General features: G+C 30.7%; 30 protein-coding genes and 1 tRNA gene. 16 read left to right on the top strand and 15 right to left on the bottom strand.

Annotation, left to right across the window (positions count from 1 at the left end):
- Window positions 1-2 precede the first annotated feature (2 nt).
- Both BS621_RS04180 and BS621_RS04175 read right to left on the bottom strand, forming a co-directional pair.
- The gene (locus BS621_RS04180; RefSeq protein WP_077141924.1) at window positions 3-653 is read right to left on the bottom strand and encodes a dihydrofolate reductase family protein; all 651 of its coding nucleotides are present in this window, start codon (window positions 651-653) and stop codon (window positions 3-5) included.
- Complete coding sequence (locus BS621_RS04175; protein ID WP_075439142.1) at window positions 650-1,576, bottom strand: 6-pyruvoyl trahydropterin synthase family protein; 927 nt, start codon at window positions 1,574-1,576, stop codon at window positions 650-652. The genes BS621_RS04180 and BS621_RS04175 overlap by 4 nt, the downstream gene beginning before the upstream one ends.
- A 50-nt stretch (window positions 1,577-1,626) precedes the next feature.
- Between BS621_RS04175 and BS621_RS04170 the strand changes: the two genes are divergently transcribed.
- On the top strand, window positions 1,627-2,184 hold the full coding sequence (locus BS621_RS04170; RefSeq protein ID WP_077141923.1) for a shikimate kinase: 558 nt from the start codon (window positions 1,627-1,629) through the stop codon (window positions 2,182-2,184).
- On the opposite strand, the gene BS621_RS04165 is transcribed toward BS621_RS04170, so the two are convergent.
- Window positions 2,181-2,438 (bottom strand): chlororespiratory reduction protein 7, encoded by a 258-nt coding sequence (locus BS621_RS04165; protein ID WP_011375677.1) that lies wholly within the window; start codon window positions 2,436-2,438, stop codon window positions 2,181-2,183. The genes BS621_RS04170 and BS621_RS04165 overlap by 4 nt on opposite strands.
- A gap of 1 nt (window position 2,439) precedes the next feature.
- Here BS621_RS04165 and BS621_RS04160 point away from each other — a divergent pair, with 1 nt between their 5' ends.
- Window positions 2,440-3,147, top strand: coding sequence for a DUF6816 family protein (locus BS621_RS04160; protein ID WP_083703280.1), 708 nt, complete (start codon window positions 2,440-2,442; stop codon window positions 3,145-3,147).
- On the opposite strand, the gene BS621_RS04155 is transcribed toward BS621_RS04160, so the two are convergent.
- Window positions 3,134-3,859, bottom strand: coding sequence for a glutathione S-transferase family protein (locus tag BS621_RS04155; RefSeq protein WP_077141921.1), 726 nt, complete (start codon window positions 3,857-3,859; stop codon window positions 3,134-3,136). The genes BS621_RS04160 and BS621_RS04155 overlap by 14 nt on opposite strands.
- Window positions 3,860-3,913: 54 nt before the next feature.
- Between BS621_RS04155 and BS621_RS04150 the strand changes: the two genes are divergently transcribed.
- From BS621_RS04150 to BS621_RS04140, 3 genes are read left to right on the top strand one after another with little or no spacing between them, the layout of a single operon-like run.
- Window positions 3,914-4,123 (top strand): DUF751 family protein, encoded by a 210-nt coding sequence (locus BS621_RS04150; RefSeq protein WP_002806502.1) that lies wholly within the window; start codon window positions 3,914-3,916, stop codon window positions 4,121-4,123.
- Complete coding sequence (gene rbfA / locus BS621_RS04145; protein ID WP_077141920.1) at window positions 4,123-4,515, top strand: 30S ribosome-binding factor RbfA; 393 nt, start codon at window positions 4,123-4,125, stop codon at window positions 4,513-4,515. The genes BS621_RS04150 and rbfA overlap by 1 nt, the downstream gene beginning before the upstream one ends.
- Entirely contained in the window at window positions 4,502-5,299 is a 798-nt protein-coding gene (locus tag BS621_RS04140) for a uroporphyrinogen-III synthase (protein ID WP_077141919.1), read from the top strand. The genes rbfA and BS621_RS04140 overlap by 14 nt, the downstream gene beginning before the upstream one ends.
- Here the strand turns inward: BS621_RS04140 and BS621_RS04135 are convergent.
- Together BS621_RS04135 and zds are read right to left on the bottom strand one after the other, a co-directional pair.
- Window positions 5,292-5,762 (bottom strand): SRPBCC family protein, encoded by a 471-nt coding sequence (locus BS621_RS04135; protein WP_077141918.1) that lies wholly within the window; start codon window positions 5,760-5,762, stop codon window positions 5,292-5,294. The genes BS621_RS04140 and BS621_RS04135 overlap by 8 nt on opposite strands.
- 3 nt (window positions 5,763-5,765) lie before the next feature.
- On the bottom strand, window positions 5,766-7,220 hold the full coding sequence (zds, locus tag BS621_RS04130) for a 9,9'-di-cis-zeta-carotene desaturase (RefSeq protein ID WP_077141917.1): 1,455 nt from the start codon (window positions 7,218-7,220) through the stop codon (window positions 5,766-5,768).
- A gap of 99 nt (window positions 7,221-7,319) precedes the next feature.
- Here zds and BS621_RS04125 point away from each other — a divergent pair, with 99 nt between their 5' ends.
- Genes BS621_RS04125 through BS621_RS04110 form a run of 4 tightly spaced genes read left to right on the top strand, consistent with a single transcriptional unit; the run spans window position 7,320 to window position 9,613 of the window.
- Entirely contained in the window at window positions 7,320-7,712 is a 393-nt protein-coding gene (locus BS621_RS04125) for a HesB/IscA family protein (RefSeq protein WP_025921325.1), read from the top strand.
- 6 nt (window positions 7,713-7,718) lie between these two features.
- Complete coding sequence (locus BS621_RS04120) at window positions 7,719-8,147, top strand: tetratricopeptide repeat protein (protein WP_077141916.1); 429 nt, start codon at window positions 7,719-7,721, stop codon at window positions 8,145-8,147.
- Between the two features lies 1 nt (window position 8,148).
- A complete protein-coding gene (locus BS621_RS04115) occupies window positions 8,149-9,351 on the top strand; it encodes a lipid-A-disaccharide synthase-related protein (protein ID WP_077141915.1) in 1,203 nt (400 codons plus the stop codon).
- Entirely contained in the window at window positions 9,344-9,613 is a 270-nt protein-coding gene (locus tag BS621_RS04110) for a hypothetical protein (RefSeq protein ID WP_025890277.1), read from the top strand. The genes BS621_RS04115 and BS621_RS04110 overlap by 8 nt, the downstream gene beginning before the upstream one ends.
- Here BS621_RS04110 and BS621_RS04105 read toward each other — a convergent pair.
- A complete protein-coding gene (locus tag BS621_RS04105) occupies window positions 9,564-10,490 on the bottom strand; it encodes a TIGR01777 family oxidoreductase (protein WP_077141914.1) in 927 nt (308 codons plus the stop codon). The genes BS621_RS04110 and BS621_RS04105 overlap by 50 nt on opposite strands.
- Before the next feature lie 136 nt (window positions 10,491-10,626).
- Here BS621_RS04105 and BS621_RS04100 point away from each other — a divergent pair, with 136 nt between their 5' ends.
- The gene (locus BS621_RS04100; RefSeq protein ID WP_077141913.1) at window positions 10,627-10,863 is read left to right on the top strand and encodes an NAD(P)H-quinone oxidoreductase subunit O; all 237 of its coding nucleotides are present in this window, start codon (window positions 10,627-10,629) and stop codon (window positions 10,861-10,863) included.
- 11 nt (window positions 10,864-10,874) lie between these two features.
- Here BS621_RS04100 and BS621_RS04095 read toward each other — a convergent pair whose 3' ends face one another.
- Both BS621_RS04095 and cysK read right to left on the bottom strand, forming a co-directional pair.
- On the bottom strand, window positions 10,875-11,552 hold the full coding sequence (locus BS621_RS04095) for a DnaJ domain-containing protein (protein ID WP_025954281.1): 678 nt from the start codon (window positions 11,550-11,552) through the stop codon (window positions 10,875-10,877).
- Between the two features lie 16 nt (window positions 11,553-11,568).
- Window positions 11,569-12,537, bottom strand: a complete 969-nt coding sequence (gene cysK, locus BS621_RS04090) for a cysteine synthase A (RefSeq protein WP_077141912.1) — start codon at window positions 12,535-12,537, stop codon at window positions 11,569-11,571.
- Window positions 12,538-12,688: 151 nt separating this feature from the next.
- Here cysK and BS621_RS04085 point away from each other — a divergent pair, with 151 nt between their 5' ends.
- The 4 genes from BS621_RS04085 (at window position 12,689) to BS621_RS04070 (ending at window position 15,207) form a co-directional block, all read left to right on the top strand.
- Window positions 12,689-12,961: a hypothetical protein gene (locus BS621_RS04085; protein WP_077142662.1), complete on the top strand. Its 273-nt coding sequence runs from the start codon at window positions 12,689-12,691 to the stop codon at window positions 12,959-12,961.
- Between the two features lie 8 nt (window positions 12,962-12,969).
- Window positions 12,970-13,644 (top strand): ABC transporter ATP-binding protein, encoded by a 675-nt coding sequence (locus BS621_RS04080; RefSeq protein WP_077141911.1) that lies wholly within the window; start codon window positions 12,970-12,972, stop codon window positions 13,642-13,644.
- A gap of 48 nt (window positions 13,645-13,692) precedes the next feature.
- Window positions 13,693-13,764, top strand: a tRNA-Asn gene (locus BS621_RS04075).
- A gap of 69 nt (window positions 13,765-13,833) precedes the next feature.
- On the top strand, window positions 13,834-15,207 hold the full coding sequence (locus tag BS621_RS04070) for a restriction endonuclease (RefSeq protein WP_198025683.1): 1,374 nt from the start codon (window positions 13,834-13,836) through the stop codon (window positions 15,205-15,207).
- A 31-nt stretch (window positions 15,208-15,238) separates the two neighbouring features.
- On the opposite strand, the gene BS621_RS04065 is transcribed toward BS621_RS04070, so the two are convergent.
- Complete coding sequence (locus BS621_RS04065; RefSeq protein ID WP_077141910.1) at window positions 15,239-15,436, bottom strand: helix-turn-helix transcriptional regulator; 198 nt, start codon at window positions 15,434-15,436, stop codon at window positions 15,239-15,241.
- 431 nt (window positions 15,437-15,867) lie between these two features.
- Complete coding sequence (locus tag BS621_RS04060; protein WP_077141909.1) at window positions 15,868-16,227, bottom strand: DUF7326 family protein; 360 nt, start codon at window positions 16,225-16,227, stop codon at window positions 15,868-15,870.
- 397 nt (window positions 16,228-16,624) lie between these two features.
- On the opposite strand from BS621_RS04060, the gene BS621_RS04055 reads away from it, so the two are divergent.
- Window positions 16,625-17,407 carry a response regulator transcription factor gene (locus BS621_RS04055; protein WP_077141908.1) on the top strand — a complete coding sequence of 261 codons (783 nt, stop codon included), beginning with the start codon at window positions 16,625-16,627 and terminating at the stop codon, window positions 17,405-17,407.
- Window positions 17,408-17,409: 2 nt separating this feature from the next.
- Here the strand turns inward: BS621_RS04055 and BS621_RS04050 are convergent, their stop codons facing one another.
- From BS621_RS04050 to BS621_RS04040, 3 genes are read right to left on the bottom strand one after another with little or no spacing between them, the layout of a single operon-like run.
- Window positions 17,410-18,372 carry a DNA polymerase III subunit delta' gene (locus tag BS621_RS04050; protein ID WP_077141907.1) on the bottom strand — a complete coding sequence of 321 codons (963 nt, stop codon included), beginning with the start codon at window positions 18,370-18,372 and terminating at the stop codon, window positions 17,410-17,412.
- Complete coding sequence (gene tmk / locus BS621_RS04045) at window positions 18,369-19,007, bottom strand: dTMP kinase (protein ID WP_025971598.1); 639 nt, start codon at window positions 19,005-19,007, stop codon at window positions 18,369-18,371. Before tmk ends, BS621_RS04050 begins: the two co-directional genes overlap by 4 nt.
- The gene (locus tag BS621_RS04040) at window positions 19,008-21,302 is read right to left on the bottom strand and encodes a heavy metal translocating P-type ATPase (protein ID WP_077141906.1); all 2,295 of its coding nucleotides are present in this window, start codon (window positions 21,300-21,302) and stop codon (window positions 19,008-19,010) included.
- 121 nt (window positions 21,303-21,423) lie between these two features.
- Here BS621_RS04040 and BS621_RS04035 point away from each other — a divergent pair, with 121 nt between their 5' ends.
- Complete coding sequence (locus tag BS621_RS04035) at window positions 21,424-21,945, top strand: photosystem I assembly protein Ycf3 (RefSeq protein ID WP_025932958.1); 522 nt, start codon at window positions 21,424-21,426, stop codon at window positions 21,943-21,945.
- Window positions 21,946-21,950: 5 nt separating this feature from the next.
- Here BS621_RS04035 and radA read toward each other — a convergent pair whose 3' ends face one another.
- A complete protein-coding gene (gene radA / locus BS621_RS04030; RefSeq protein WP_077141905.1) occupies window positions 21,951-23,312 on the bottom strand; it encodes a DNA repair protein RadA in 1,362 nt (453 codons plus the stop codon).
- Window positions 23,313-23,331 lie beyond the last annotated feature (19 nt).

Here is a 23,331-nt window from a genome sequence, read left to right as displayed (position 1 = left end):
TTTCAAATTCTTTTGTAATGAATATGGATTTCATTATTCATTAAATTTTTAATTGATTTTATTTCCCATAGTCTTTTGAGATTAAAAATTTCATTTGTTGCTTCTGGAGGGATCCATGTATATTTACCTCCAATAATTTGTGGAATTATTGTAATTTTTATATCTGTTATTAGATCCTCTTTTATAAAAGAATTTATAAGTTTTGCACCTCCTAAAAGAGCTAAATCATTTATCCCTTGTTTTTTAAGTGAAATTAAAGTTTTACTCCATGAATCTTCGAAAAAGAGTTGTTTCTCGAAGTCATTATTCGATGAATTATCAACTTTACTTGAGCTTATTAGCCATCTTCTAATTGGTTGACGAAAGTATTCCCAATTACTGTTAAATTTTTTGCTATTTGAAGCAACTATAGAAATTGGTTGTTTTTTTGATATTGTTACTTCTTCATTACCATTGAGATTTTTAATTAGGTAAGTTGATTGATGAGCTATTAAAGTACCTAAACCAAAAATGGTGGCGTCAACCATTGATAAGTGTTGATTTAACATTTTTTTATCTTCTTCGCTTCCAAGATGCGATTCTCCACCTCCAGGAAATGCAATTCTCCCATCAATACTAGATGCTATAACAATTATTACTCTTGGGATACTCAAGTTTGTGAGACTAAACTATTTTCAAGTTTTAACTTCAATGAATTGGTTAGCTTTTGATCAACATAAATTTCTGCAGCATTATTTGGGCTCTCTTGGAGTCTTATTTTGTGTAATGTTGCACCAAGTTCATGTATTGGATTTTTAAGAATATCAGAAATATATAAAGCTATATTTTCAGCAGTTGGAACACAATTCTGGAAAAATTCGATGTCTTTATTTAGAAAAGTATGATCTAGTTGTTCAACAACCAAATCATTAATTATCTCCTGGAGCGCAGATAAGTCGCAAACCATCCCCGTTCTTTTATCAATGTCTCCTTTTACAGTTATATCGACAAGATAGTTATGACCATGTCCATTAACTCTGGCACATTTCCCATAGATTTTTTTATTTTCATCAAAGGAAATCTCTTCTTTTGCAAGTCTATGAGCGGCTGCAAAATGAGTTTGTACTGTTAAAAATGCTTCCATGTTTTTTCCAAAATAATCTGCCCATAAATTTGGGTTTTCATAAAGCCTTAGACTTGTAAGAGGTAAATCATCCTTTAGACGACTCCAAATAACCTTTACTAATGCCTCAGTCGTGGGAAGTATACCTTCTCGATTATTAACATTAAATTCAGGCCAGACATCATTTAAAAAACGAAAATCTAATTGTCCAGTAACCTTATCTTTAATAGAGTGTTTTACATCAGAGAGATTAAGTACCATTCCATCAGAGTCTAGTTCTCCACCCATTGAAACAATAAGTTCATAATTATGACCATGACCTGGTGCAATACTGCAATTTCCAAAAAGAGATAAATTTTCTTCTGGGGTTTTTTCAGGAAGCCAATAACGATGACTAGAACTAAAGCAGGCACGTCGAGTTATGACGCATTCACGTCCTTTTCCATGTAATGGTTTGGATTGTGTAGAAGTCATAACTTTCTGCGATAATACTATCTTAAGGTTTTAAATACGCTTTTGTCTTTATGGAACAATCCATTATCAAAAAAATAATTCATACTTTAAAGGGCAGAAGCATATTTTTAATAGGAATGATGGGTTCTGGTAAGTCACAAACCGGTTTGAAGCTGGCTGAATTATTGAAGTATAAATATATTGATTTAGATACGTTAATAGAGAAGTTGGCAAAAAAATCTATCAATCAAATTTTTAATGATGAAGGAGAAAATAATTTCCGTGAATTAGAAGCAAGCTGCCTTAAAGAAACTATCAAAATTCCTTCATTAGTAATCTCTACCGGGGGAGGAATAGTTACCAAATCGGAAAACTGGGGAATCTTAAGGCAGGGAATAACTGCATGGATAGATCTCGACCAAGATATAGCAATTGGAAGATTGAAAAATGAAATTGAAAATAGACCACTTCTTCAGGGAAAGAATCTAAATGATTTATATATGAGCATTTTTCAATCTAGAGAAAATTTGTATTCTCAAGCAGATTTAAGAATTCAAGTAAAAAGGGAAAATATTGAAGAAGTCGCTATGAAAATAATTAATGCAATTCATAAAGAAATAAATAGTTAATCTGGTTCAATTCTTACTGCAAACCATTTGATAACGTATCCTAATTTTATTTCTAGTTCATAAGTGCTTTCTAATAATTCTTCAAAAAATTCCTGATCAGGATCTTCTATATTTTGATATATTGTTTGTGTTTCTGTCTTACTGAGCCAATTCTTCAACCATAAAATTGCTTCTTGCTTTGATACAATTTTTTCTTTTGAATCTGGCTCTAATAATACATAATGATCTGATGCTCTTATTAGTGGATTTGACATAATGAAGATTCTTCTTGGATTAATTCTTTGCTTGATTTTTCAAGGAATTTTTGTAGAAAGTTCTTTTGCTTTTGTAGATTCTAATGTACGAGAGTTTTTGGAAAATCGTGTAAATCAATGGCCAGAATTATATTTACCAAATTTTAAATTGTCGGATACTTCTGAGGATTTAATTTATCCTAAATGGTTCGAGGGGAATTGGCTGGTTACTTCTCAAGATATAATTAATGATTCAGAAGAGCCAGTTATTTATAAAGTAAATTTCTTTAAGAATGATTCAGATTTAGTTGTCGGTAATCGTGCAAAAAATTCTGAATCTATTGGAAAAGCAATATTTGGTGATACCTTAATCAAGGTTGTAAATGATCCTCAATCTATTAATAATCAAATTACTTATTTAAAAGATGATTTTTATATCGATTCAAGAATTACAGGGAGAAATCAGATCCAAAATGATGATATTTTTTTCGCAGATGAGCTAGTTATACAAACTGCACATAAGCCAGGTGCTTCAAGGATTAATCAGGTAGAGACCATTAGTAAATTTCAAAAATGTTCCGAAGAAATATTGGAAGTTGATAATTCAATCAAACCATCAATTTGTGGAGTGCAATATGTTGCTTCTTATGGTTCAAAAGTTGGTGATCCTTCTATTCATGCTATAAAAACAAATAAATATAAATTGAAGTTTGAATTTATTGAGAGTTAGCACTAAAAAGATATTCTTCTAAGTTGTTCCTCCAAATGAAAAGATTTTCTAAATAAGGGTTGTTTATGTATTCTTGGCTCCCTTCTCCTGAAAGAATGGGTCCTGCAGACTTTGGAAATTTAAGAAGGGATAATTGAGCAGCAATTGAAATATCTGCAATTGATAAACTATCTCCAACTAAATATTTCTTGTTGATCAAGGATTTTGATAAAGCTTCCAGTAATTTTTGGAGTTCTAAATTATCTTTAGAAGACAAAACTACATTAGAAATTCTACTAAGATTTTCAAAAGGTAATTTATCAACAATACTTTTAACTGAAGAAGGTATTTCATCTGGGAGTAATGCAGTTCTTAGCTGTGGATTTTCTATGGCAGATTTTATTAAAGATTTTCTACAAGTTGTAGCCATTGTAGTATCTGCCCAATCTTCAATTAGTTTGCATTGTGCAAATAATATTGGGTCCTCAGGAAAAAGCGGATTGTTATCATTTTTTTTATCTATATATTCGCAAATAGTTGAAGAGTCATTAATAACTTGATCATTACTATCGACTATTACAGGTACTTGTTTTTGACCTGATAATTTAAAGATTTCAAATTGCCCTATTCCAGGTGTTACTTCTTCAACGCGATATTGTAGTTTTTTTGCATGAAGAGCCATTCTTGTTTTTAAACAAAAAGCACTATGCCTAAATTGATATAATGTAATCATGCTGTTTAATGTTTGTTAAAACTTAGCTAAAAAAGTAATCTATTTGTGGAGCTGATGGGCGAATTTTTCTCTAATGTTGCGAGATATCCAAAGTATTTGATATCTATCATTGTTGGGGGACTTGTTGCTTTGCTTGAACCTTTATTCAAGAATAGATCAAATCCACTCACAATAGTAGGTTTGATATCTTCTGTCTTAAGTGCTTTCATAACTGTTTATTTTGTCTTGCAAGCGATGACAAACCCAATAAATTTACAACCATAATGCCAAATAATTACCGTCTTGCAAAAGTTTCTTCTCTTTTGAAGAAAGAAATAACCCTTATTTTGCATAATGATTTAGAAAATGATCTTATTAGAGATCATTTCGTCAATATTTCTAAGATTGATTTATCAAATGATTTGCAACACTGTAAAATTTACATAACTTCAACTGCTCAAGAGAAAGTGAGGAAAGAGATTGTTGAAAACTTGAATATTGCAAAAAGTTCTATAAGGCATAGTTTAGGAAAAAGAATTGAGATGAGAAGAGTTCCAGAGATAATTTTTAAAGACGATGTTGTTCTTGATAAAGGATTATCAGTCTTGAAACTTCTCGATGAATTAAAAAATAAAAATCAAAATCATAATTTTGAGGACAAGGATGCCGAAAGTTGATCTACCCCTTGATCAAAGAAATATAATTATTACTCGATCAAAAGAAGGGATATTGGATATAAAAAAAATATTCATATGCAAGGGCGCTAATGTATTTGATTTACCTGCAATAAGTATTGCTGATCCTGATGATTTGAATCCTCTTGACGAAGCATTAAGTCAAATAAATGATTTTCATTGGATTATTTTTTCCAGTAGTAATGGGATCAAATTTGTTGATAAAAGACTTAGATACTTTAATAGTTCATTAAAAGAATGTTCTAAAAAAACAAAAATCGCCGTAGTCGGAGAAAAAACCTCAAAAACTCTTGATGATTTTGGGATTAAGGCTGATTTCATACCTCCAGAATTTGTTGCTGAAAGTTTAATTGATAATTTCCCAGTATCTGGTTATGGACTTCGAGTTTTTGTACCAAGAGTTCAAACAGGTGGTAGGGATTTAATTGCAGATCAATTTAGAAAGGCTGGTTCTCGTGTATTTGAGGTTGCTGCATATGAAACTAGATGTCCTGAATCAATTCCGGAAGAAACAATTGATATTATTTCTAATCGAAAAGTCGATGCAATTATTTTCTCAAGCGGTAAAACCGTAGTAAATGCTGCTTTTTTACTAGAGAAAAAACTTGGTAAACAATGGTTAGAATATTTTGATCAAATTAAGTTATTAACTATTGGACCTCAGACAACAAAAATATGTAACAAGATTTTTGGAAGAGTTGATAGTCAGGCAAAAAAATATACTTTTGAAGGACTACTAGATGTAGCAATTAATATTTTTAATTAGAAAATTTTTTTGTATAGTTCTTTTCAACTAAATCTTTGAACCTATCAATATTGGCCTGTAATTCATTTGTAACCATTTTGCCTAAAATATTTTCTTCCATAAACCGAGCAATCATTTTTGGTAGTTCATAAGTTATTGCTAAATTTACCGTTGTGATTTGATCAGTTTTACTTTCGAAAACTACTGATCCCTCAGTTGGTAACCCTCCTATTGATTTCCATTTAAGTTTGCTTTTTTCAACCCTTTCTGTAATTTGAGCTTTCCATTTAAATCTAAAGCCATTTGCAGCTAAAGTCCATTCTGTTAAATCTGGTAATGTATTAGTCTCTTCGTCAACTGTTTTTACAGATTCAATCCAGCTCATCCAAAGTGACATTGAGTCTAAATCGCTCCATGTGTCCCATACATTTTCAAGAGGCGCATTAACAACTGTTATTACGTCATGTTTTAGCCAAGTACCCATTAATTAACTTACTGCAAGATTTTTTGCTAATTCGGCTTTCTTCTCTAAAATTGCGGCGGCAGCTAAATGACCACTCATTGTAGCTCCCTCCATAGAGTCTATATAATCTTGTTTTGTATAACTACCAGCCATGAAGAAATTAGATATAGATGTTTTTTGATCGGGTCTGAAAGGTTCCATACCGGGAGCTTCTCTATAGAGTGATTGTGGAATTTGTACCACGTTACTCCAAAGCAATTTAAGGTTTTTTGAGGATGGGAATAGACGGCGAACCTCTTTATCAATTTCTTTTGTAATTCTTTCTGTGGATCTTCCCATCCATCTATCGCCAGGAGTTAAAACACATTGGAGAAGCGATCCCATATCTTTTTTTCTATAGTCTGCTGGACTTGCTAGTGCTAAATCAGCAAAACAACTGAAAGAGGCATCAGCAGAATAAAGAAGGTTATCTAGTCCAATTGGTTCGTTTCCAGTATTATCTTTTTTTAATTCAGTAACCCAACCGTCATATCTTAATTGGATTGTGGCAACAGCTACAGCTCTAAGTTTTTTTAAACCTTCAAATTCTTTAAATTGATACCATTCTTTTGGAATTATTTTTTTAATTCCAGGAACATCACAGGCAGCTAGAAATTTATCTGCAAACACTGCCTTAATTCCTTCAGGAGAAGATATTTTTAATTGATTTACTGAATAAGAGGAAGATTCCTTTTCATAAATGATTTCTTCTACCTTATGGTTAAGATGTATTTTTGCTCCTTTGTTTGTGATGTAGTCGACGATAGGTTGCGTTAACCACTTATGTGGGGAACCTTTTAAAAGATTAAGTTTTGATGCTTCTGTTTTTGAAGCAAACATCATGAATATAGTTAGCATGCATCTTGCTGAAATATCTTTGCAATTAATAAAACCTAATGCATATGCGATAGGATCCCACATTCTTTCTAAACTTTTTTCACTTCCACCATGGTTTAAAAACCATTCTTTAAAACTAATTCTATCTAGATCTCTAATTATTTTCATTGCACCTTCATAGTCTATCAATCCTCTAACGATTGGACTTGTCCCTAAAGCTAGGGCATTTCTGAACTTATCAACCCAAGTAAGTTGTTCGGTGGTAAAAAAAGCTTTAAGTCCGTTAAAAGGAGCACCTAAAGGAAATCTGAAGTCTAACGATTTTAAATTACCACCATTATTGATAAATAGATGAGTATGATCTTTCGGGAGTAAATTGTCTAAAGCTCCTACTTTTTTCATTAATTTAAACAGATTTGCATAATTGTAAAAAAATACATGTAAACCCATTTCTATGTGGTTGCCATCCTTATCTTCCCAACTTCCAACTTTACCTCCCCAAAATGACCTGCTCTCGTAAATTTCTACTTCGTGGCCTTCATCAACTAAATTGACTGCTGCTGTAAGACCAGCTAATCCAGAACCAACTATTGCAATTTTCACTTTTTCTTAAAATTATAACAAATCAAGTTTGGATAACGTTTGTTCTATGCACCCTATTGATTAAGTTTTTATATTATAAATAGTAGAAATCCCTTGTTTATGGAAAATGTAGAAGTTAAACAGGAAATTAAAAATTCTGATGATGGCAAAGGTATCTTAATTACGAATGATGCTATAGAACAAATTGCAAATTTATTGAAGGGCCAAAGTGATAAAAAAGCACTAAGGGTAGGAGTAAGATCTGGCGGTTGTAGTGGGATGAGTTATACGATGGATTTTATAGGAACTGATGAAATAAATTCCGATGATAAAGTTTATGATTATTCATTAAAAGCTGATCAAAGCTTTCAAGTTGTTTGTGATCCTAAAAGTCTTTTGTATATTTATGGAATGCAGTTAGATTTTAGTAAGGAATTAATTGGAGGCGGCTTTAACTTTGTAAATCCCAATGCTTCTCAAACTTGCGGTTGTGGAAGCTCTTTTGCAGTTTAATAAATAATGAATAACGAAATTAATCCCATCGAAGAGGATTTTAATGCAGCTTTATCAAGATATAAAGCAGGGCAAGATTTAATTCCAATCGTTCAAGATTTTCAAAAAATTATACAGCAAATTCCAAATCATTTTGCTGCTTGGACTTGTTTATCATGGCTCCAATTACTTTTGAAAAATAATGAAGAAGCTTTGTCAGCTGCCAGACAAGCTGTTCGATTAAATCAGCAAGATCCACAAGCAAGAATGAATTTGTCTTTAGCTCTTTTGGCTACCAATAATAAAGGTGTTAGGGATCATATTGAGTTAATAAAAAAAATGTCTATGATGATGCCAGATGTGAAAAGTGAGTTGAAAGAAACTGTTGAAGACGGATTAAGTAGATATCCAGATTGGCCTGAGTTAACCAAAGTAAAAAAATGGTTGGAATTTTAAGTTGTTTAAGATTTTAATTTTAAGTAATGGGCATGGAGAAGATCTATCTGGCAGTCTAATAGCTAAACAATTCGTAAAAAGTGGTTATTCTGTTCATGCTTTGCCAATTGTTGGTATGGGAAACCATTACGAAAAAGAAAAAATCAAGATTATCGGTAAAACGAAGGAATTTAGAACTGGAGGAATTGGTTATAATTCTTTTAAGGGAAGACTTACTGAAATATTAGGAGGAGAAATATTTTATCTTCTAAAAAGATTATATTTAACTTTTAAAATAAAAAAAAAATATGATTATTTTTTTGTAGTTGGAGATATTGTGCCAGTTTTTTTTGCATGGTTTTGTAAGAAAGATTTTTTTACGTATCTAGTTGCTTATTCCAGCCATTATGAAGGGAAGTTGAAATTACCATGGCCTTCTAAAATTTTCTTGCTCTCACAAAAAGCAAAAAAAATATATACGAGAGATTCCCTTACAGCTGATGATTTAACTTTGCAGTTAAAAAAGAAAGTGTCTTTTTTAGGCAACCCATTTATGGATAAGTTTTTTCCTAGAAACGAAGAATTAAATAAAGATGAATTTAGTATTGGATTATTTCCAGGAAGTAGATTCCCTGAAATTTTAGATAATTTTGTTTTGATTTTAGAGGTATTAGAGGCATTGTCAGATTTAAGATATTTTCAAAAAATTCAGTTTAATTTTGCAATAGTTAATGCTCTATCTTCATCAAAAATAAAGGAGATATTTCAAAAAAGAGGATGGTTAAAAATAGAAAATCTAAAAGATAATAATCTCTTGAAATTCCAATATAAATTTTTGGAAGTGAATATATATTGGAATAATTTTGATAAAATATTATTGAAAAGTAGATGCTGTATTAGCATGGCAGGAACAGCAGCAGAGCAAGCGATTGGATTAGGAAAACCGGTTATTCAGATTGAAGGTAAAGGTCCACAATTTACAAAAACTTTTGCAGAAGCGCAAAGACGTTTACTTGGGAAATATGTTTTTTGTGCCAGTAATTTTAAAGATAAAAATGATCAAATAAATCAGACAATTAAATTGATCATAAAAATCATATACCTCATACAGCTAAATAAGAAGTTTATGATCTCATGTAATGAAAACGCTAAAAAAAGACTGGGTGAAAACAAAGCTTGTCTTAAAATTGTTGATGATATGAATATTGTTATAAAAAATGACTAAGGAGAATAATCAAAATAAGTTAAAACAAATTATCGATAATTTGTTATTAATAAATTTATTTACAGTCATTTTTTTTGCAATATTTTTTATTTTTGCAATCATCATGCAATTTAATGGGATATTTATTTTTATTAATTTTATTCAGATAGTTTGGAATCCTCTTGTAGTTCCATTGATAACAATTCTTATTATTGGTGCTTTAGTAAACGGTATTAATTCTTGGTGGAGGCGTAAATTGCTTTCTCAAGAAGAGGATATTTAAAATTATAATTTTTGATTTTACTGCTAATTACTTTTTGTCCTTCTAAAACAACTTTCGCTCCATCTCCTAACAATATTTTTAAAACCGCTCCAGGCACTGGGAGTAAATTAGGTCTATTAAGACATTTGCCTAAAGTCTGAGAAAATTCTTTCATTAATACTGGATTTGGTGCAACAGCATTAAATACTCCCGAATACTTTTTATCAACTAATGCTTGAATAATTAATGCACATAAATCAGTTCTATGAATCCAACTCATCCATTGCTTACCATCTCCAATTGGCCCACCTAATCCAACTTTAAATATAGGGAGCATTTTTCCTAATGCTCCTCCATCTTTCTCTAGAACAATTCCAATTCTAAAAATAACTAACCTTGAGAAAAATGGTTTTTCAGCGGCGACCGATTCCCATTTTTTGCAAAGATTAGATAAAAAGTCTTTTCCTCCAGGACTATTTTCAGTGAATTCACTAGACAAACTTGTACCGTAATAACCTATAGCAGATCCATTTATGATGACTTTTGGGTTTATTTTTAAATTTTTAAGGGTCTTCATCATAAATTTTGTGGTGTTAATACGACTATTTTCAATCTCCTGTTTTTGTTCAGAAGTCCATTTTTTTTCTGCTATGGGTTCTCCCATCAAGTTAATAATTCCATCTGTCTCTCTTAAAATATTTAGAAGATTTTCGTTATTCCAGTTTTTTTCTCTTGATAAATCTATTTGAAAAAATTTAAACTTATTGAAATCTAAATCAAGCTTTAATTTATTAATGGGTTTTCTACTTACAATGTATATTTCATGATTTTCATTGAGTAGTGTTGGTACTAATTCTTTACCAACAAATCCAGTGCAGCCAAGTAGTAAAAGACGCATATCTTATAAATGTTTATCATTTAAGGCTATTAAATTTTTCAGACGTTTGTAATTATTATTCCGGTATAAATTTTTTTCAATAGTTTTCAAACAAGTTTTTGTATAATGGATTTCAAATATCTTTCTTGAATTTATTATGACAGAATCTATTCCAAAGAAACCTCTCAAGAAAGGAAGCTTAGTTTTTATCGATAGAGAAAATTATATAAAAAGTATCGAAGCGCTAGCCAGTGATGATGATCTACCTAATTATGTCTTTGAAGGCCCTGGAGAGATTCTTTCAGTTAAAGACGAATATGCTCAGGTTCGATGGCGCAGACCTGTTCCAGATGTTTGGTTCAAATTAGATCAACTTAAAGAATATACTCAATAAAATTTTTATATCTAAAAGTTTTTATTTTTTTTCTCTATAGACATCTTTGATTGTATTCTTTTTGCTTCTTTGATCATTTCTTTGCCATCAAATAAGTAATTATCTACGTATCCTTGCGTATATCTATCAAATTCTGATAGTGCATCTTTAACTTGTGAAAAACAATGATATAGATCGAGGCCTAAAGCTGAAATAGACTTTGGAACTATTTTTTTGTTATAAATTTTTTCAACTTTTTCTATTTTCTTTTGTGAAAGAATAATATAACTGCAAAAATTTTCCATTAGTTCGTCATCATATGGATCCGCAGATAGTTCTTTTATTTCGTTATTCAAAGGTTTAATGATTTGACTAATTAATCTATTTATCGGACTATAAATTTCTTTAATCCATGTTTCAACTTCTTTGTCCTTAATTGAAGAATTATGTTTTTTTGAATTAAATTTCTCCTCCCAATTTTCATTTAATGAATCAAATGATGAGCTAGAAAAGGAAAAACTGCTATCATATTGTTTCTTTTTGATAGGATCATTAAGAGTTTCCCAGGCATTTTGTATTGCAAGAAATCGTTCTTTCTTGCCGCCTGCATCTGGATGGTGTTGCTTAACTAAAGAGCGATATGAAGATTTAATTTCACTTCTGGTTGCATTTTGTTTGAGACCTAATTCTTCATATAAATTTTTTTCCATTTTTATAAATTATGCATTAAAGATAACCATCTTTTCTGGCTTGAATTGAAGTATTAGATTCAAACATTGCTGTTGATAAATATCTTTCTCCAAAACTTGGAAGAATAACTATTAATCTTTTATTCATTAGTTCTTTTCTTTTGCCGATTTTTATAGTTGCTGCTAAAGCTGCACCGCTGCTGATGCCAGATAAAAGGCCTTCTAATCTAGCTAATAAACGCCCATAATAAAATGCTTCATCGTCATCTATTTTTATAATTTCATCAATTAATTTAGTATTAAGAACTTTTGGTACGAAACCCGCTCCAATTCCTTGAATCGAATGAGATCCTGCTTTTTCTCCGGAAATCACAGCACTTTTTTTGGGCTCTACGGCATAAATTTTGCAATTTGGATTAACTTTTTTCAAAAAACGTGCACAACCAGTAATTGTTCCTCCTGTGCCTACTCCTGTAACTAGTCCATCTAAATTGTTATTGGATTGGGACCATATTTCTTGAGCCGTCGTTCTTTCATGAATATCTGGATTAGCAAAGTTTTCAAACTGATTAAATTGATAGCTATTTGCAATTGTTGAAGACAACTCATTAGCTAAATCTAAAGCTCCTTTCATTCCGTCTTTCCCTGGTGTTAGCTGTAATTCAGCGCCATATGCTCTTAACATTGCCCTTCTCTCAATACTCATCGTATCCGGCATAGTTAATATCAATTTATAGCCTTTTGCTGCGGCAACCATTGCTAGTGCGATGCCAGTATTCCCACTAGTTGCTTCTATTAAAGTTGTTTTGTCCGGTGTTATTAATCCTTCTTCTTCAGCTTTACATAACATTGAATAAGCGATCCGATCCTTAACGGAAGCTGATGGATTGAAACTTTCGAGTTTGGCTATTATTTCTGGATAACAATCAAAATACTTTCTGATTCGATTTAATTTTACTAATGGGGTATTTCCAACTAGAGAAGTTATATCATTTGCTATTTCCATGAAATTATTTTTTAAAATGCAAAATAAAATCTCCTACACTTATGATAATTGTATTTAAAGATCTTTATATAATTTTCTCAAAAGAATTTAATTTTAATAACTTCCTCCGCAAAAATATTTAGTAATATAAGAGGTAGATTTTATTATGATTATGTATTCGTTGGAACTAAGTCTGAGATATTCACCTTTTCCAATATCAATTCAGAAGAAGGAATTTGATGATGTTAAACGAATTTATGATGAAATAAAAAGTTATATGAATGAAACTTCAGAATCCTCAAACTTGATCGAACTAAGGTGTGACAAAGTGCAAGATAAATTAATTGCTGTAAGAGCTAAAGAAATCATTTCTGTTCAGATGTATGAAAAATCGTCAGTAGCAGGAGGAGCTAAAAGACCAGGATTTTCTCTCAACATAGATTAATAGAATTAATGAGAGATTCCCTTGAAAATGAAATACCTCATATTAAATTCAAAGATGTTTCTTTTTCATATCTTGGAGAAAAAGAAAATTTAATTTTTAAATGTAACTTCTCAATAAAAAAACCTGGATTTTGGATGATTGTAGGCAAAAACGGGAGCGGAAAAAGTACTCTTTTAAAATTAATTAATGGAATAATCAAACCAAAAAATGGTGTCATTGACTCTAATGCAAATATTGGCATGGTGTTTCAAAACCCTGATCATCAAATATTGATGCCAAATTGCAGGAGCGAACTTCTGATTAATATTAATCAGAATATAAGTCAAAATGAAATTAATAAAAAAATTGAATATGTGCTTGATCAGGTAGGAATGACTGGTTTTGAAAAAAGACCAGTTCATACTTTGAGCGGCGGACAAAAACAACGCTTAACTATTGCATGTGCTCTGATTAGTAATAGAAACTTTATTCTTTTAGATGAGCCTACAGCGTTACTTGATCAAACCAGTCAATTAAAAGTTTTACAAACTATTAAAAATCTTACAAGTAACAATAAAAAACCTCTATCAGCTTTGTGGATTACTCATCGTTATGAAGAATTAGCTTATGCTGATGCAATAGCAGAGTTGAAAAATGGTTTTTTATCTAGCTGGCAAGAACCATCAAAATTTCAATATAATTAAATATTTTACTTGTCATAAGGTACTTTAAAGAGCTAAATTCATTTATATTCCTCGGTAGCTCAGCGGTAGAGCGATCGACTGTTAATCGATTGGTCGCAGGTTCGAATCCCGCCCGGGGAGTTACATCTATTACTAAAACTTTCAGGAGACTTCAATAGAGGTCTTTTTTTATTGATATTAAAGTTTGTGGTGGGGAAATGGTGGGGAAATGGTGGGGAATTATTTTCAATATCTGGCAAAATAAATATAAATATTTGTTCAGAGAAAATTATGAATAAATTAAAAATTGGGCAAATATTTAGATATCCAAAAGATAAAGTGAGAGATCAAATTGAAATTGATGGTTATCCTAATTTTTCATTTTATACGGACTTACCAAATGAAAATTTAGTTTTGTTAGAAAGTGGAATTAATCCTATAGGAAAAGTACGAAATAAGAGTATAGAAAGAACACCTGCCATAATCACTTCTTCAAGTCCGCATAAAAGTGGTTCTTTAGTTACTCCATGGCAAGATTTTTATAATATTCAAAAAGGTCATATTAGATATTACGGAGATAATAAGGACATAGGAGATCCTGAGAAAAAATCAGGCAATAAAGCACTACTTAAGCAATTTGAAATACATAATTCAAGCAATATTGATGTGCGAAGAGGGGCATGCCCGATAATATTTTTTAAAAGAAAATCAATTGATGGAAAGCAAAAAGGTTTTTTGGAGTTTAATGGATTTGGAATAATTACAAATGCAGAGAGAATAGTTCAACATAACGGAAAAACCAATAAAGATTTTGTTAATTATGTTTTTGATTTTGCTGTATTGGAGATGACTACAGAAAATGAATATTTTGACTGGGAATGGATAAACCTTCGGAGAGATAAAAATTTATCTATAGAGGAAACAATAAAAAAAGCACCTTCATCATGGAAGAAATGGATTGAATTAGGGAATAAAAGTATTGATAGTTTAAGAAGAAATGTATTTAAACTGAATGTTCTTCCAACTTCACAACAAAAACCAGAAAAAGGTTCAAAAGAATTTAAAACGCTCAAAGAAATATATGATTTTTATGACAACAAAAAACTCAGATTTGAGAATTTAGCGTCTATCGTAACAGAATCTTTAATAAGGAAGTCTGCAAAAGACTATAAAGCAGGGTGGATAACAAAAGGTAGTGGAGATTCTGGAATAGACTTTATAGGAAGGATGGATATTGGGACTGGTTTTGGAAGTGCAAAAGTTATTGTATTAGGACAAGCAAAATGTGAATCCTTAAATAGTCCAACAGGAGGCAAGCATATTGCAAGAACTGTCGCCAAACTCAAAAGAGGATGGTTGGGTGTATATGTAACTACTTCTTATTTTTCAGATAAAGTACAAATTGAAATTCTTGAAGATAAGTATCCTCTTTTATTAATAAATGGCAAAAAACTTGCTGAAGTGGTTAATGAAATTGTTTTTGAACAAGGTTTTAAAAATGTAGCAGAATATTTAAAAAAAATTGATTTAGAATACGAAGGCGTAATTCAATACAGAGATCCTGAGGAAATACTTTTTGAATGATTCTGATTTAAGAGTAGATTTATAAAATTTTTTATTTCCATTTATCTCTTTCCCCTCCTATCCACTGATCTATTTGATACCTAAGAAAACCGATTCTCTTGGTAGATAATTTATGTTTTGGCGGAAATGTTCCTTTTTTAACTTGTCTATTAATCGTAGAAATTGAAATTCCAAGAAGTTCTGATACTTCTCTAATAGTTAGAAAGGGACGATTATTTGGGTTTGTCATGGTGGGGAAATGGTGGGGAAATATATCGAAATCGCAAATTTCTTATGTCATATTCATTCATACACCTTCAGGAAACATCACCCTGACTACCGCCCGGGGAGTTTACAAATTTTAAAAAGTTATCTAAGTCACCTTAAAAAGGTGACTTTTTTTATTTCTTCTACTCCTTTTTGTTAAATAGTGGTTAGCCAAAGATGCAATCAAGTATATGATTTTATAATATTAAGAACAGTAATTAGAACATTAAAAATAATTATAATTTACTTTAAATATTATGGGTTTATAACTAAAATATTGTTTATTAAGAACAGTAATTAGAACATTTACTAAATCCTCCAAAAAAATGAAATAATAAGCTCTTTGATTGATTTTTTAAATCAAAGACATATTCTTTTTCATATCGTTTGAATTACTGCACCATTCGGGAAATTCTAGTCATCCCACATATCCTTTTTCTCTTCATGCAAATTATGCCTTTCAAGTAATTCTATTCTTTGCTTCTGAGAATCTATTTCTGTTTCAATTACGTTTTTATCTTCAATGTATTTTGTTTGTATCTCTAAGATAATTATTTCAAATTGTTCTCCAAAAAAATCTGACATTTCTCTCCATGCTTCCATTTCCTCTTCTTTGCCAATAGTATCGTTTATCTGATGAGAAATAATTTCTAATACATATTGTTTAAGTTCTTGATGACTCATCGATTCAACTTTTTTCTGAATGTAAAGTTCTTTGAGAGTTTCTAGTTGTTTTTTTGATAAATCAGAATAGATAATGGACTTTTTTTTCATAGACTACGTAAATTTTTTTTAATATAGACAAAATTATGAGTTTAAACATTTCGGAGAAACTAAAAATTTTAAACTTAGTTAATTCTTATTTGAAAACTGAAAATCTCCATTTAATTCAATTTTTGTAGACCTTAGAATGGCAATTTGAGTTAAATATTTTTTAATTGGAACCATTATTTGTTTCTAATAATCCTTTGATTATTAAGAAAAAGTGAATCAAATCGAAAGAAATTCTAAAATTTCAACTTTTTTAAAATTTGCAATTTCTATCTAATCTCTTGATATAACAAAGTTTTTATAAATCTAATTGATAAAATTGTTTACAGTTATTCAGCAATCTTTATAAATTCTTGAGAGAATATACAAAAATTTAATTTTAATTTAATAGTTCATAAATATGAAAATTTCAATCCTTTTAATTGAAGATGATCGTGATATGCGTGATTTGGTGGCTAGGCATTTAGAACATTCTGGTTTTGATGTCCAAAAAGCTGAAGATGGAATTAAAGGACAAGCATTAGCTCTTCAATATTCACCAGATTTAATACTCCTAGATTTAATGTTACCAAGTGTTGATGGATTGACTTTATGCCAGCGACTAAGAAGAGATGAAAGAACATCAAATATACCAATTTTGATGATAACTGCATTAGGAGGCCTTAAAGATAAGGTTACTGGGTTTAATTCTGGAGCAGATGATTACATTACTAAACCATTTGATTTAGAAGAATTATATGTACGCATAAAAGCTTTATTAAGAAGAACCAATAGAGCACAATTAAATTCTAGTAATCAGCAAGAAATATTGAATTATGGACCCTTAACTCTTGTTCCTGAAAGATTTGAAGCTATTTGGTTTGAATCTCCTGTTAGGTTAACGCATCTTGAATTTGAACTTCTTCATTGTCTTTTGCAGAGACATGGTCAAACTGTATCGCCAGCATTAATTCTTAAAGAAGTATGGGGATATGAACCTGATGATGATATTGAGACAATAAGAGTACATATTAGGCACTTACGCACTAAACTTGAACCCGATCCACGCAAACCTATATATATAAAAACTGTATACGGTGCTGGATATTGTCTCGAGTTACCTATTGGTTCTCAAGTGGAAACTGCTAGGCAAGAGTTCATTCAAGCAAGAAATCCAGACCTGATAAATTCTGCAGCAGACTAATCTCATATATCTTCCATTGAAATTTTTAAAAAAGTTATTTCCCATGCCAACTTTGGTTGAATATTTTTTCTTAAGAGAGATTTTAAATTTTCAAGTTTTTTAACTAAACCTATATTTTTTGTTTTTCTCCACCAAATTGTTTGAATTAAATTTACTAAATAAATCTGCTGAAAAATTTCTAATTTTTCAGATATTGATTTAGATATTTCTAATATTTCCAGACTATTTTTAATTGGATAATCTAATTTACTCATAATTTCATCTGAAAAATCATTCCAAATTTCAATATTTTTCAATAATTTTTTTGGAGATCCATTTGCAGAGTTTATTAAATCTTCAAATTTTAATTTTGTATTTATCTTTAATTTAGAAGTATTTAGATATTCTTTTAAAATTGATTTTATTTCTTTACTAGAAAAAGATCGAAATCTTACGATTTGACATCTTGAGATGATCGTATCTAATAGAAGGTTTAATTTAGATGTTAGTAAAATAAAAATGCCGTTACTAGGTTCTTCTAAAGTTTTTAAAAGGCAATTTGAGGCCGCTTCGTTTAAGAGGTGAGCATCAATAATCAAAACAATTTTTTTTTCTGAGTTTATTGATTTTTGACTAAGAAAGGTTTTGATATTACGTATTTGAGTAATTTTAATAATCTCGGATCCACTTTTTATTGTTTTTTCAAGTTCGACACTTCCTGAACTTTTTGTTGCCAAAAGAGAATCAGGTTCAATAATTAAAAAATCAGGATGGTTATTGTTTGTAATTCTCTCTTCAACATTTTTGCTTGGTGAAGACTGTTTGAAAATCTCTTTTATAAATTGAAGAGCAGTTTGCTTTTTGCCTAATCCTTCAGCACCATAAAATATATAACCATTAGCCAATGATTTGTTTTTAATTATGTTTTGAAGAAAGGTATTGACTTCTTCATTCAAGAAATAATTATTTTTTTTAACCTCAATCATTTGTTATTAGAAAAATTGTTTAGCAAAGTTTCTTTAATTTGATTAGAAATGGTTTTAATATTTTGTGAAGCAGATATTACTTTCCAGTTTTTTTGTTTGGCAATAAGTTTGAAGCCTTCATTTACTCTCTCTAAAAATCTAATACCCTCTGACTCTATTCTGTCTGGAATTTCATTTTTTCTTCGAAATATGCTCTCTTCTGGAGAAATTTCTAAGAAGAAAGTGAGATCTGGAGATACTCCTTGACACACAATAGATTCAATATTTTTAATTATTTCTAAATTTATATTTCTTCCATAACCTTGATAAGCCAGTGTGGAATCGGAAAATCTATCACTTATTACCCAATCATTGTTATTTAAAGCAGGTGAAATAATTTTGGAAACGTGTTCAGCTCTATCTGCTGAATAAAGCAATAATTCTGCAAGAGATGAAGGCTTGTTATTTTCATTATTATCAAGAATCAGTCCTCTAAGTTTTTTTCCTAAAAGACTGCCTCCAGGCTCTCTAGTTGTGATTAATTTAGACCCTTTCTTTATTAGATCACTATTAGGAAGCCACTTAGATAGTTCATCTATTTGGGTAGTTTTACCACATCCATCAATACCCTCAATAACGATAAATTTTCCTTTCATTTAATCCAAAGATAAAGCATTAATTACAACTGTAATAGAGCTAATAGCCATCAATAATGCTGCTATTGACGGAGTAAGAAGAATACCGTATTTAGGGAATAGAATGCCCGCGGCTAAAGGTATAGCTAGTAAGTTGTAACCAAAAGCCCATGTTAGATTTTGCTTTATTTTTCTTATAGTTTTTTTTGCAAGGTTTAAGGCGTAGGTTAATCCATTTAGTTGATCTCCCATTAATACTACATCTGCATTTGCTTTGGCTATTTGAGTCCCTGATCCTACCGCAATTCCTAAGTCTGAGGATGCTAAGGCTGGGACATCATTAATACCATCACCAATCATTGCCACTTTATTGTTAATTTTTAAAGTTTCTATAGTCTTAAGCTTCATTTCAGGAAGAAGATCCCATTTTACTTCCGTTTCTTTACAACCAATTTTTTTTGCTAAAGCTAAAACTGTTTGTTTTCTATCGCCACTTAAAATATTAATTTTAAATTTGTTTTCTCTTAAATTTTGAACTGTTTTAATTGAATCATCTCTTAGTAAATCTCCGAGCAAAATAAAGCCTAATAAATTATCTTTGATACTTACTCCAATGATAGTGTTCGTTTTTGTTTCTTCATTTTCAATGACTTGTTTTGCATTACTATCAATAATTATTCCTTTGCTTAGTAGCCATTCAATATTTCCAATATTAATAAGTCCATCAATTGACTCAAGTTCTCCTGAAATACCGCGCCCTGAATGAGTGAAAATTTTTTTTATTGGAAATAAACTTAAATTTTGCTTTTTTGCCTCTTGAATTAAGGCATCTGCGATTGGATGTCTGCTTTCTTTTTCTAAACTGGCAGCTATTTTCAATAAAAATGTATGATCATTATTATTTTTGTAATCAACAATGAAAGGCTTACCTTTTGTTAAAGTACCGGTCTTGTCAAAAATAATGTGATTAATTTTTGAAGCCATCTCTATTTTGTCCCCGCCTTTGAATAAAACCCCTTTTTTTGCTGCTTTACCTGATGCGACAGTGATTACGGTTGGGGTGGCCAAACCTAATGCACAAGGACAAGCTATCACTAAAACGGCAATTGATAATTGAATTGCTAAACTCAGGAAATTCTCAGCATTACTACCAAGCGAACTATGAAGTGTATGGCTTGAGTGAGTGATTAATTCATTATTGTGACTTAATAAATCAGGCCATATGTTTCTTGCCCCCTTCCACCAAAAGAAGAAGGTTAGAGTAGCAAAAATAAGTACAAAGTATGTAAATTTACCTGCAATTTCATCAGCAATGCTTTGGATGCGAGGTTTTCTAGCGTTTACAGACTCAATCAGATTTACTAGTTTTGCAAGAGAAGAATCTCCTCCGACCTTTTGTACTTTTAGTCTAAGAGTTGAATTAAGATTTAAAGACCCACTAGATAGATTTTCGCCTTCCTTTACTTCTATAGGTTTGGATTCTCCAGTAATATGTGAAACATCAACATATGAATTACCTCGGGTAACAATACAGTCAGCAGGTACTCTGTCTCCTGCTAAAACTTGAATCTCTTGATTAGGTCTTAAAGTATTCACTCTTATTGACTTTATTTGATTGTCTTCTGTGTAGATATTTGCCATTTCAGGTTGAAGATCTAATAATTCTCCAATGGATGAACCAGTTTGATATCTTGCTCTTTCTTCTAAGTAACGCCCAATCAGTATGAAGCCTAACAGCATAACTGGCTCATTAAAAAAACAAGGAAAACCAGTGGCAGGAAATATTAAGGATAGAAGACTTGTTGTATATGCGCTAATTACACCTAGAGCTACTAAAGAATCCATATCGGGATGGTTCTTAATAAATGATTTGAATCCATTAATAATTATTCCTCTGCCAGGAAATAATAGAGCTAACGTTGCTAATGAAGCGTGAAAAAATATATTACCTAATATTGGAAAATTTATATATCTTCCTTCTGCCAGATGACCTAATCCTGAAAAGAATAAAAGTAATAGGGCAAAAGTTAGTTTTTTCCATTGATTATTCCACTTCTTTTTTTTTTCTAATTCTGTTTTATTTATTTTTTTTGAAAAATCATTTATGTAAATCTTTGCTGGGAAACCATTCTCTTTTAAATTTTCGAGAACTGATTCTATATCTATATGTTTCTGGGTAATTTCAAAATATGCACTTTCAGTAAGCAAGTTAACAGAAACATTTTCAATACCATCAGAATTATTCAATATTTTTTCAACAGTACTAACACAACCTCCGCACTTCATTCCTTTAACGCTTAATTGAATGCTCTCCATATTTTTCACGATAGAAGCAAATTAATGCTTGTCTTTATATTTAACTATAATAATAAATGTAATAGACTTTTTAAATAGTAATTTTTTAAATTACTATATTAATTTTATTAGATTTTGAGCAGTGCCTAGTAATCAAAACAGAGACAATTTTATTGATAAAGCTTTTACTGTAATTGCTGAATCTATTGTAAAAATAATGCCTATCGCTGAGAAAGAAAAAAAGGCATATATTTATTATAGAGATGGCTTAGCTGCACAAAATAATGGGGATTATTCTGAAGCATTAGAGTATTACAAAGAGAGTTTACTGCTTGAAGAAAATAAAATTGATAGGGGTGAGACTTTAAAAAATATGGCAATCATATATATGAGTAACGGTGAAGAAGATTTGTCTATTGAAACTTATCAAAAAGCATTAGTAGAAAACCCCAAACAACCATCATGCTTGAAAAATATAGGTTTAATTTATGAAAAAAGGGGAAGATATGCTGAGCAAAATGGTGATTTAGATCAAAGAGATATTTGGTTTGATAAAGCTGCTGAAGTCTGGTCTAAAGCAGTGAGACTTTATCCAGGTGGATATTTAGATATTGAGAATTGGTTGAAAAACTCAGGCAGAAGCTCAATTGATATGTATCTTTGATTTTTTTATTTTGAAAAAGAATAATTAACTGCTTCATTAATATTGGAGATCTCCTTGATATTTATTAAATTTTGAAAATTATTATTTAGTTCTACTTCTAATTTTGGCACTACGATATTTTTGATCCCTAGTCTTACAGCTTCTTCTATCTTTGTACGAAGGTTATTCGATTTTCTAACCTGACCGCTCAAACCCAATTCCCCAATAAATGAGCTATTTGCCAAAGGAGGAATATTTTTCAAACTTGATAAAATTGAAATTGCTACACCTAAGTCAGAGGATGGGTCATTAATCTCAAACCCTCCACCAGTAGCTATATAACAATCAAATTCAGATAATTTTATTCCTACGTGTTTTTCAATAACAGCTAGAATTTGATGCAACCTATTTATGCTTATTCCAGTTGTAGTACGTCTTGGGTTACTGTAGAAAGTTTTATTTACCAGTGCTTGAATATCAATTGCTAATGGTCGAGAGCCTTCATTTGTAATCGTAGTTGTTACACCTGAAATATTTTCTTTATTTGTAAAAATTGAACTTGGGTTTTTTATCTCATGTAAACCCTCTTCAAGCATTTCAAAAATTCCAATCTCGAAGGTCGATCCAAATCGATTTTTTATACTTCTTAGTAATCTATGTGAGGAAATATTATCTCCTTCAAAGTTTATTACTGTATCCACTAAATGCTCTAGAGTTTTTGGGCCAGCTAAAGCACCATCTTTGGTTACATGACCAATTATTAGAAGCGCAATGTTATTTTCTTTGGCAAGATTTTGCAATTCAGATGAACATTCTCTAACTTGAGAAACCGATCCAGGGGAACTTTGCATTTCATGATTATGGATGGCTTGAATACTATCAATAATTGCGAAACTCGGACTTACGCGTTTGATCTCTTCAATAATTAGGGATAAATTGGTTTCTGCAAAAATTTGTAAATCAATACTGTTTTGCTTTAATCTTTCCCATCTAATTTTTACTTGTTCTAAAGATTCTTCTGCAGTTATATATAAAACTTTCTGATTTAGAGATATTTTTCCTGCTGATTGAAGCACTATTGTGCTTTTACCTATACCTGGTTCTCCTCCTAGTAAAACAACAGATCCAGGTACTATTCCACCTCCAAGCACTCGATCAAATTCTCTAAAACCACTTGTAAATCTTGATATTTTTTTTGATGAAATCTCGTTAAACTGTATAGATTTTTTATTAACTTTAATATTTTTTATTTCTTGATATTTAGATCTCTTGCTTTTTATTTCTTCAACAATGGAATTCCATGAGTTGCAATTTAGGCATCTACCAAAGTATTGAGAAGTTTCAGATCCGCAATTCTGACAAATAAAAGTAGATAATTTGCTAGACATTTAGTCTCTGAATAAAGTA

It is taken from the genome of Prochlorococcus sp. RS04 (assembly GCF_001989455.1).
Taxonomy (GTDB): domain Bacteria; phylum Cyanobacteriota; class Cyanobacteriia; order PCC-6307; family Cyanobiaceae; genus Prochlorococcus_A.
This window is presented reverse-complemented; position numbering and strand designations above follow the sequence as displayed.

Bases quoted from the DNA above. Each gene is read 5' to 3' on its own strand.
- BS621_RS04050 (WP_077141907.1), bottom strand. From the start codon at position 18,372: ATGATTGAGGTTAAAAAAAATAATTATTTCTTGAATGAAGAAGTCAAT.
- BS621_RS04150 (WP_002806502.1), top strand. From the start codon at position 3,914: ATGGGCGAATTTTTCTCTAATGTTGCGAGATATCCAAAGTATTTGATA.
- BS621_RS04100 (WP_077141913.1), top strand. From the start codon at position 10,627: ATGACAGAATCTATTCCAAAGAAACCTCTCAAGAAAGGAAGCTTAGTT.
- BS621_RS04060 (WP_077141909.1), bottom strand. From the start codon at position 16,227: ATGAAAAAAAAGTCCATTATCTATTCTGATTTATCAAAAAAACAACTA.
- BS621_RS04165 (WP_011375677.1), bottom strand. From the start codon at position 2,438: ATGTCAAATCCACTAATAAGAGCATCAGATCATTATGTATTATTAGAG.
- tmk (WP_025971598.1), bottom strand. From the start codon at position 19,007: ATGAAAGGAAAATTTATCGTTATTGAGGGTATTGATGGATGTGGTAAA.
- radA (WP_077141905.1), bottom strand. From the start codon at position 23,312: ATGTCTAGCAAATTATCTACTTTTATTTGTCAGAATTGCGGATCTGAA.
- BS621_RS04125 (WP_025921325.1), top strand. From the start codon at position 7,320: ATGGAAAATGTAGAAGTTAAACAGGAAATTAAAAATTCTGATGATGGC.
- BS621_RS04085 (WP_077142662.1), top strand. From the start codon at position 12,689: ATGTATTCGTTGGAACTAAGTCTGAGATATTCACCTTTTCCAATATCA.
- rbfA (WP_077141920.1), top strand. From the start codon at position 4,123: ATGCCAAATAATTACCGTCTTGCAAAAGTTTCTTCTCTTTTGAAGAAA.
- BS621_RS04155 (WP_077141921.1), bottom strand. From the start codon at position 3,859: ATGATTACATTATATCAATTTAGGCATAGTGCTTTTTGTTTAAAAACA.
- BS621_RS04170 (WP_077141923.1), top strand. From the start codon at position 1,627: ATGGAACAATCCATTATCAAAAAAATAATTCATACTTTAAAGGGCAGA.
- BS621_RS04140 (WP_077141919.1), top strand. From the start codon at position 4,502: ATGCCGAAAGTTGATCTACCCCTTGATCAAAGAAATATAATTATTACT.
- BS621_RS04135 (WP_077141918.1), bottom strand. From the start codon at position 5,762: ATGGGTACTTGGCTAAAACATGACGTAATAACAGTTGTTAATGCGCCT.
- BS621_RS04095 (WP_025954281.1), bottom strand. From the start codon at position 11,552: ATGGAAAAAAATTTATATGAAGAATTAGGTCTCAAACAAAATGCAACC.
- BS621_RS04105 (WP_077141914.1), bottom strand. From the start codon at position 10,490: ATGCGTCTTTTACTACTTGGCTGCACTGGATTTGTTGGTAAAGAATTA.
- BS621_RS04175 (WP_075439142.1), bottom strand. From the start codon at position 1,576: ATGACTTCTACACAATCCAAACCATTACATGGAAAAGGACGTGAATGC.
- BS621_RS04065 (WP_077141910.1), bottom strand. From the start codon at position 15,436: ATGACAAACCCAAATAATCGTCCCTTTCTAACTATTAGAGAAGTATCA.
- BS621_RS04160 (WP_083703280.1), top strand. From the start codon at position 2,440: ATGAAGATTCTTCTTGGATTAATTCTTTGCTTGATTTTTCAAGGAATT.
- cysK (WP_077141912.1), bottom strand. From the start codon at position 12,537: ATGGAAATAGCAAATGATATAACTTCTCTAGTTGGAAATACCCCATTA.
- BS621_RS04110 (WP_025890277.1), top strand. From the start codon at position 9,344: ATGACTAAGGAGAATAATCAAAATAAGTTAAAACAAATTATCGATAAT.
- BS621_RS04080 (WP_077141911.1), top strand. From the start codon at position 12,970: ATGAGAGATTCCCTTGAAAATGAAATACCTCATATTAAATTCAAAGAT.
- BS621_RS04120 (WP_077141916.1), top strand. From the start codon at position 7,719: ATGAATAACGAAATTAATCCCATCGAAGAGGATTTTAATGCAGCTTTA.
- BS621_RS04055 (WP_077141908.1), top strand. From the start codon at position 16,625: ATGAAAATTTCAATCCTTTTAATTGAAGATGATCGTGATATGCGTGAT.
- BS621_RS04040 (WP_077141906.1), bottom strand. From the start codon at position 21,302: ATGGAGAGCATTCAATTAAGCGTTAAAGGAATGAAGTGCGGAGGTTGT.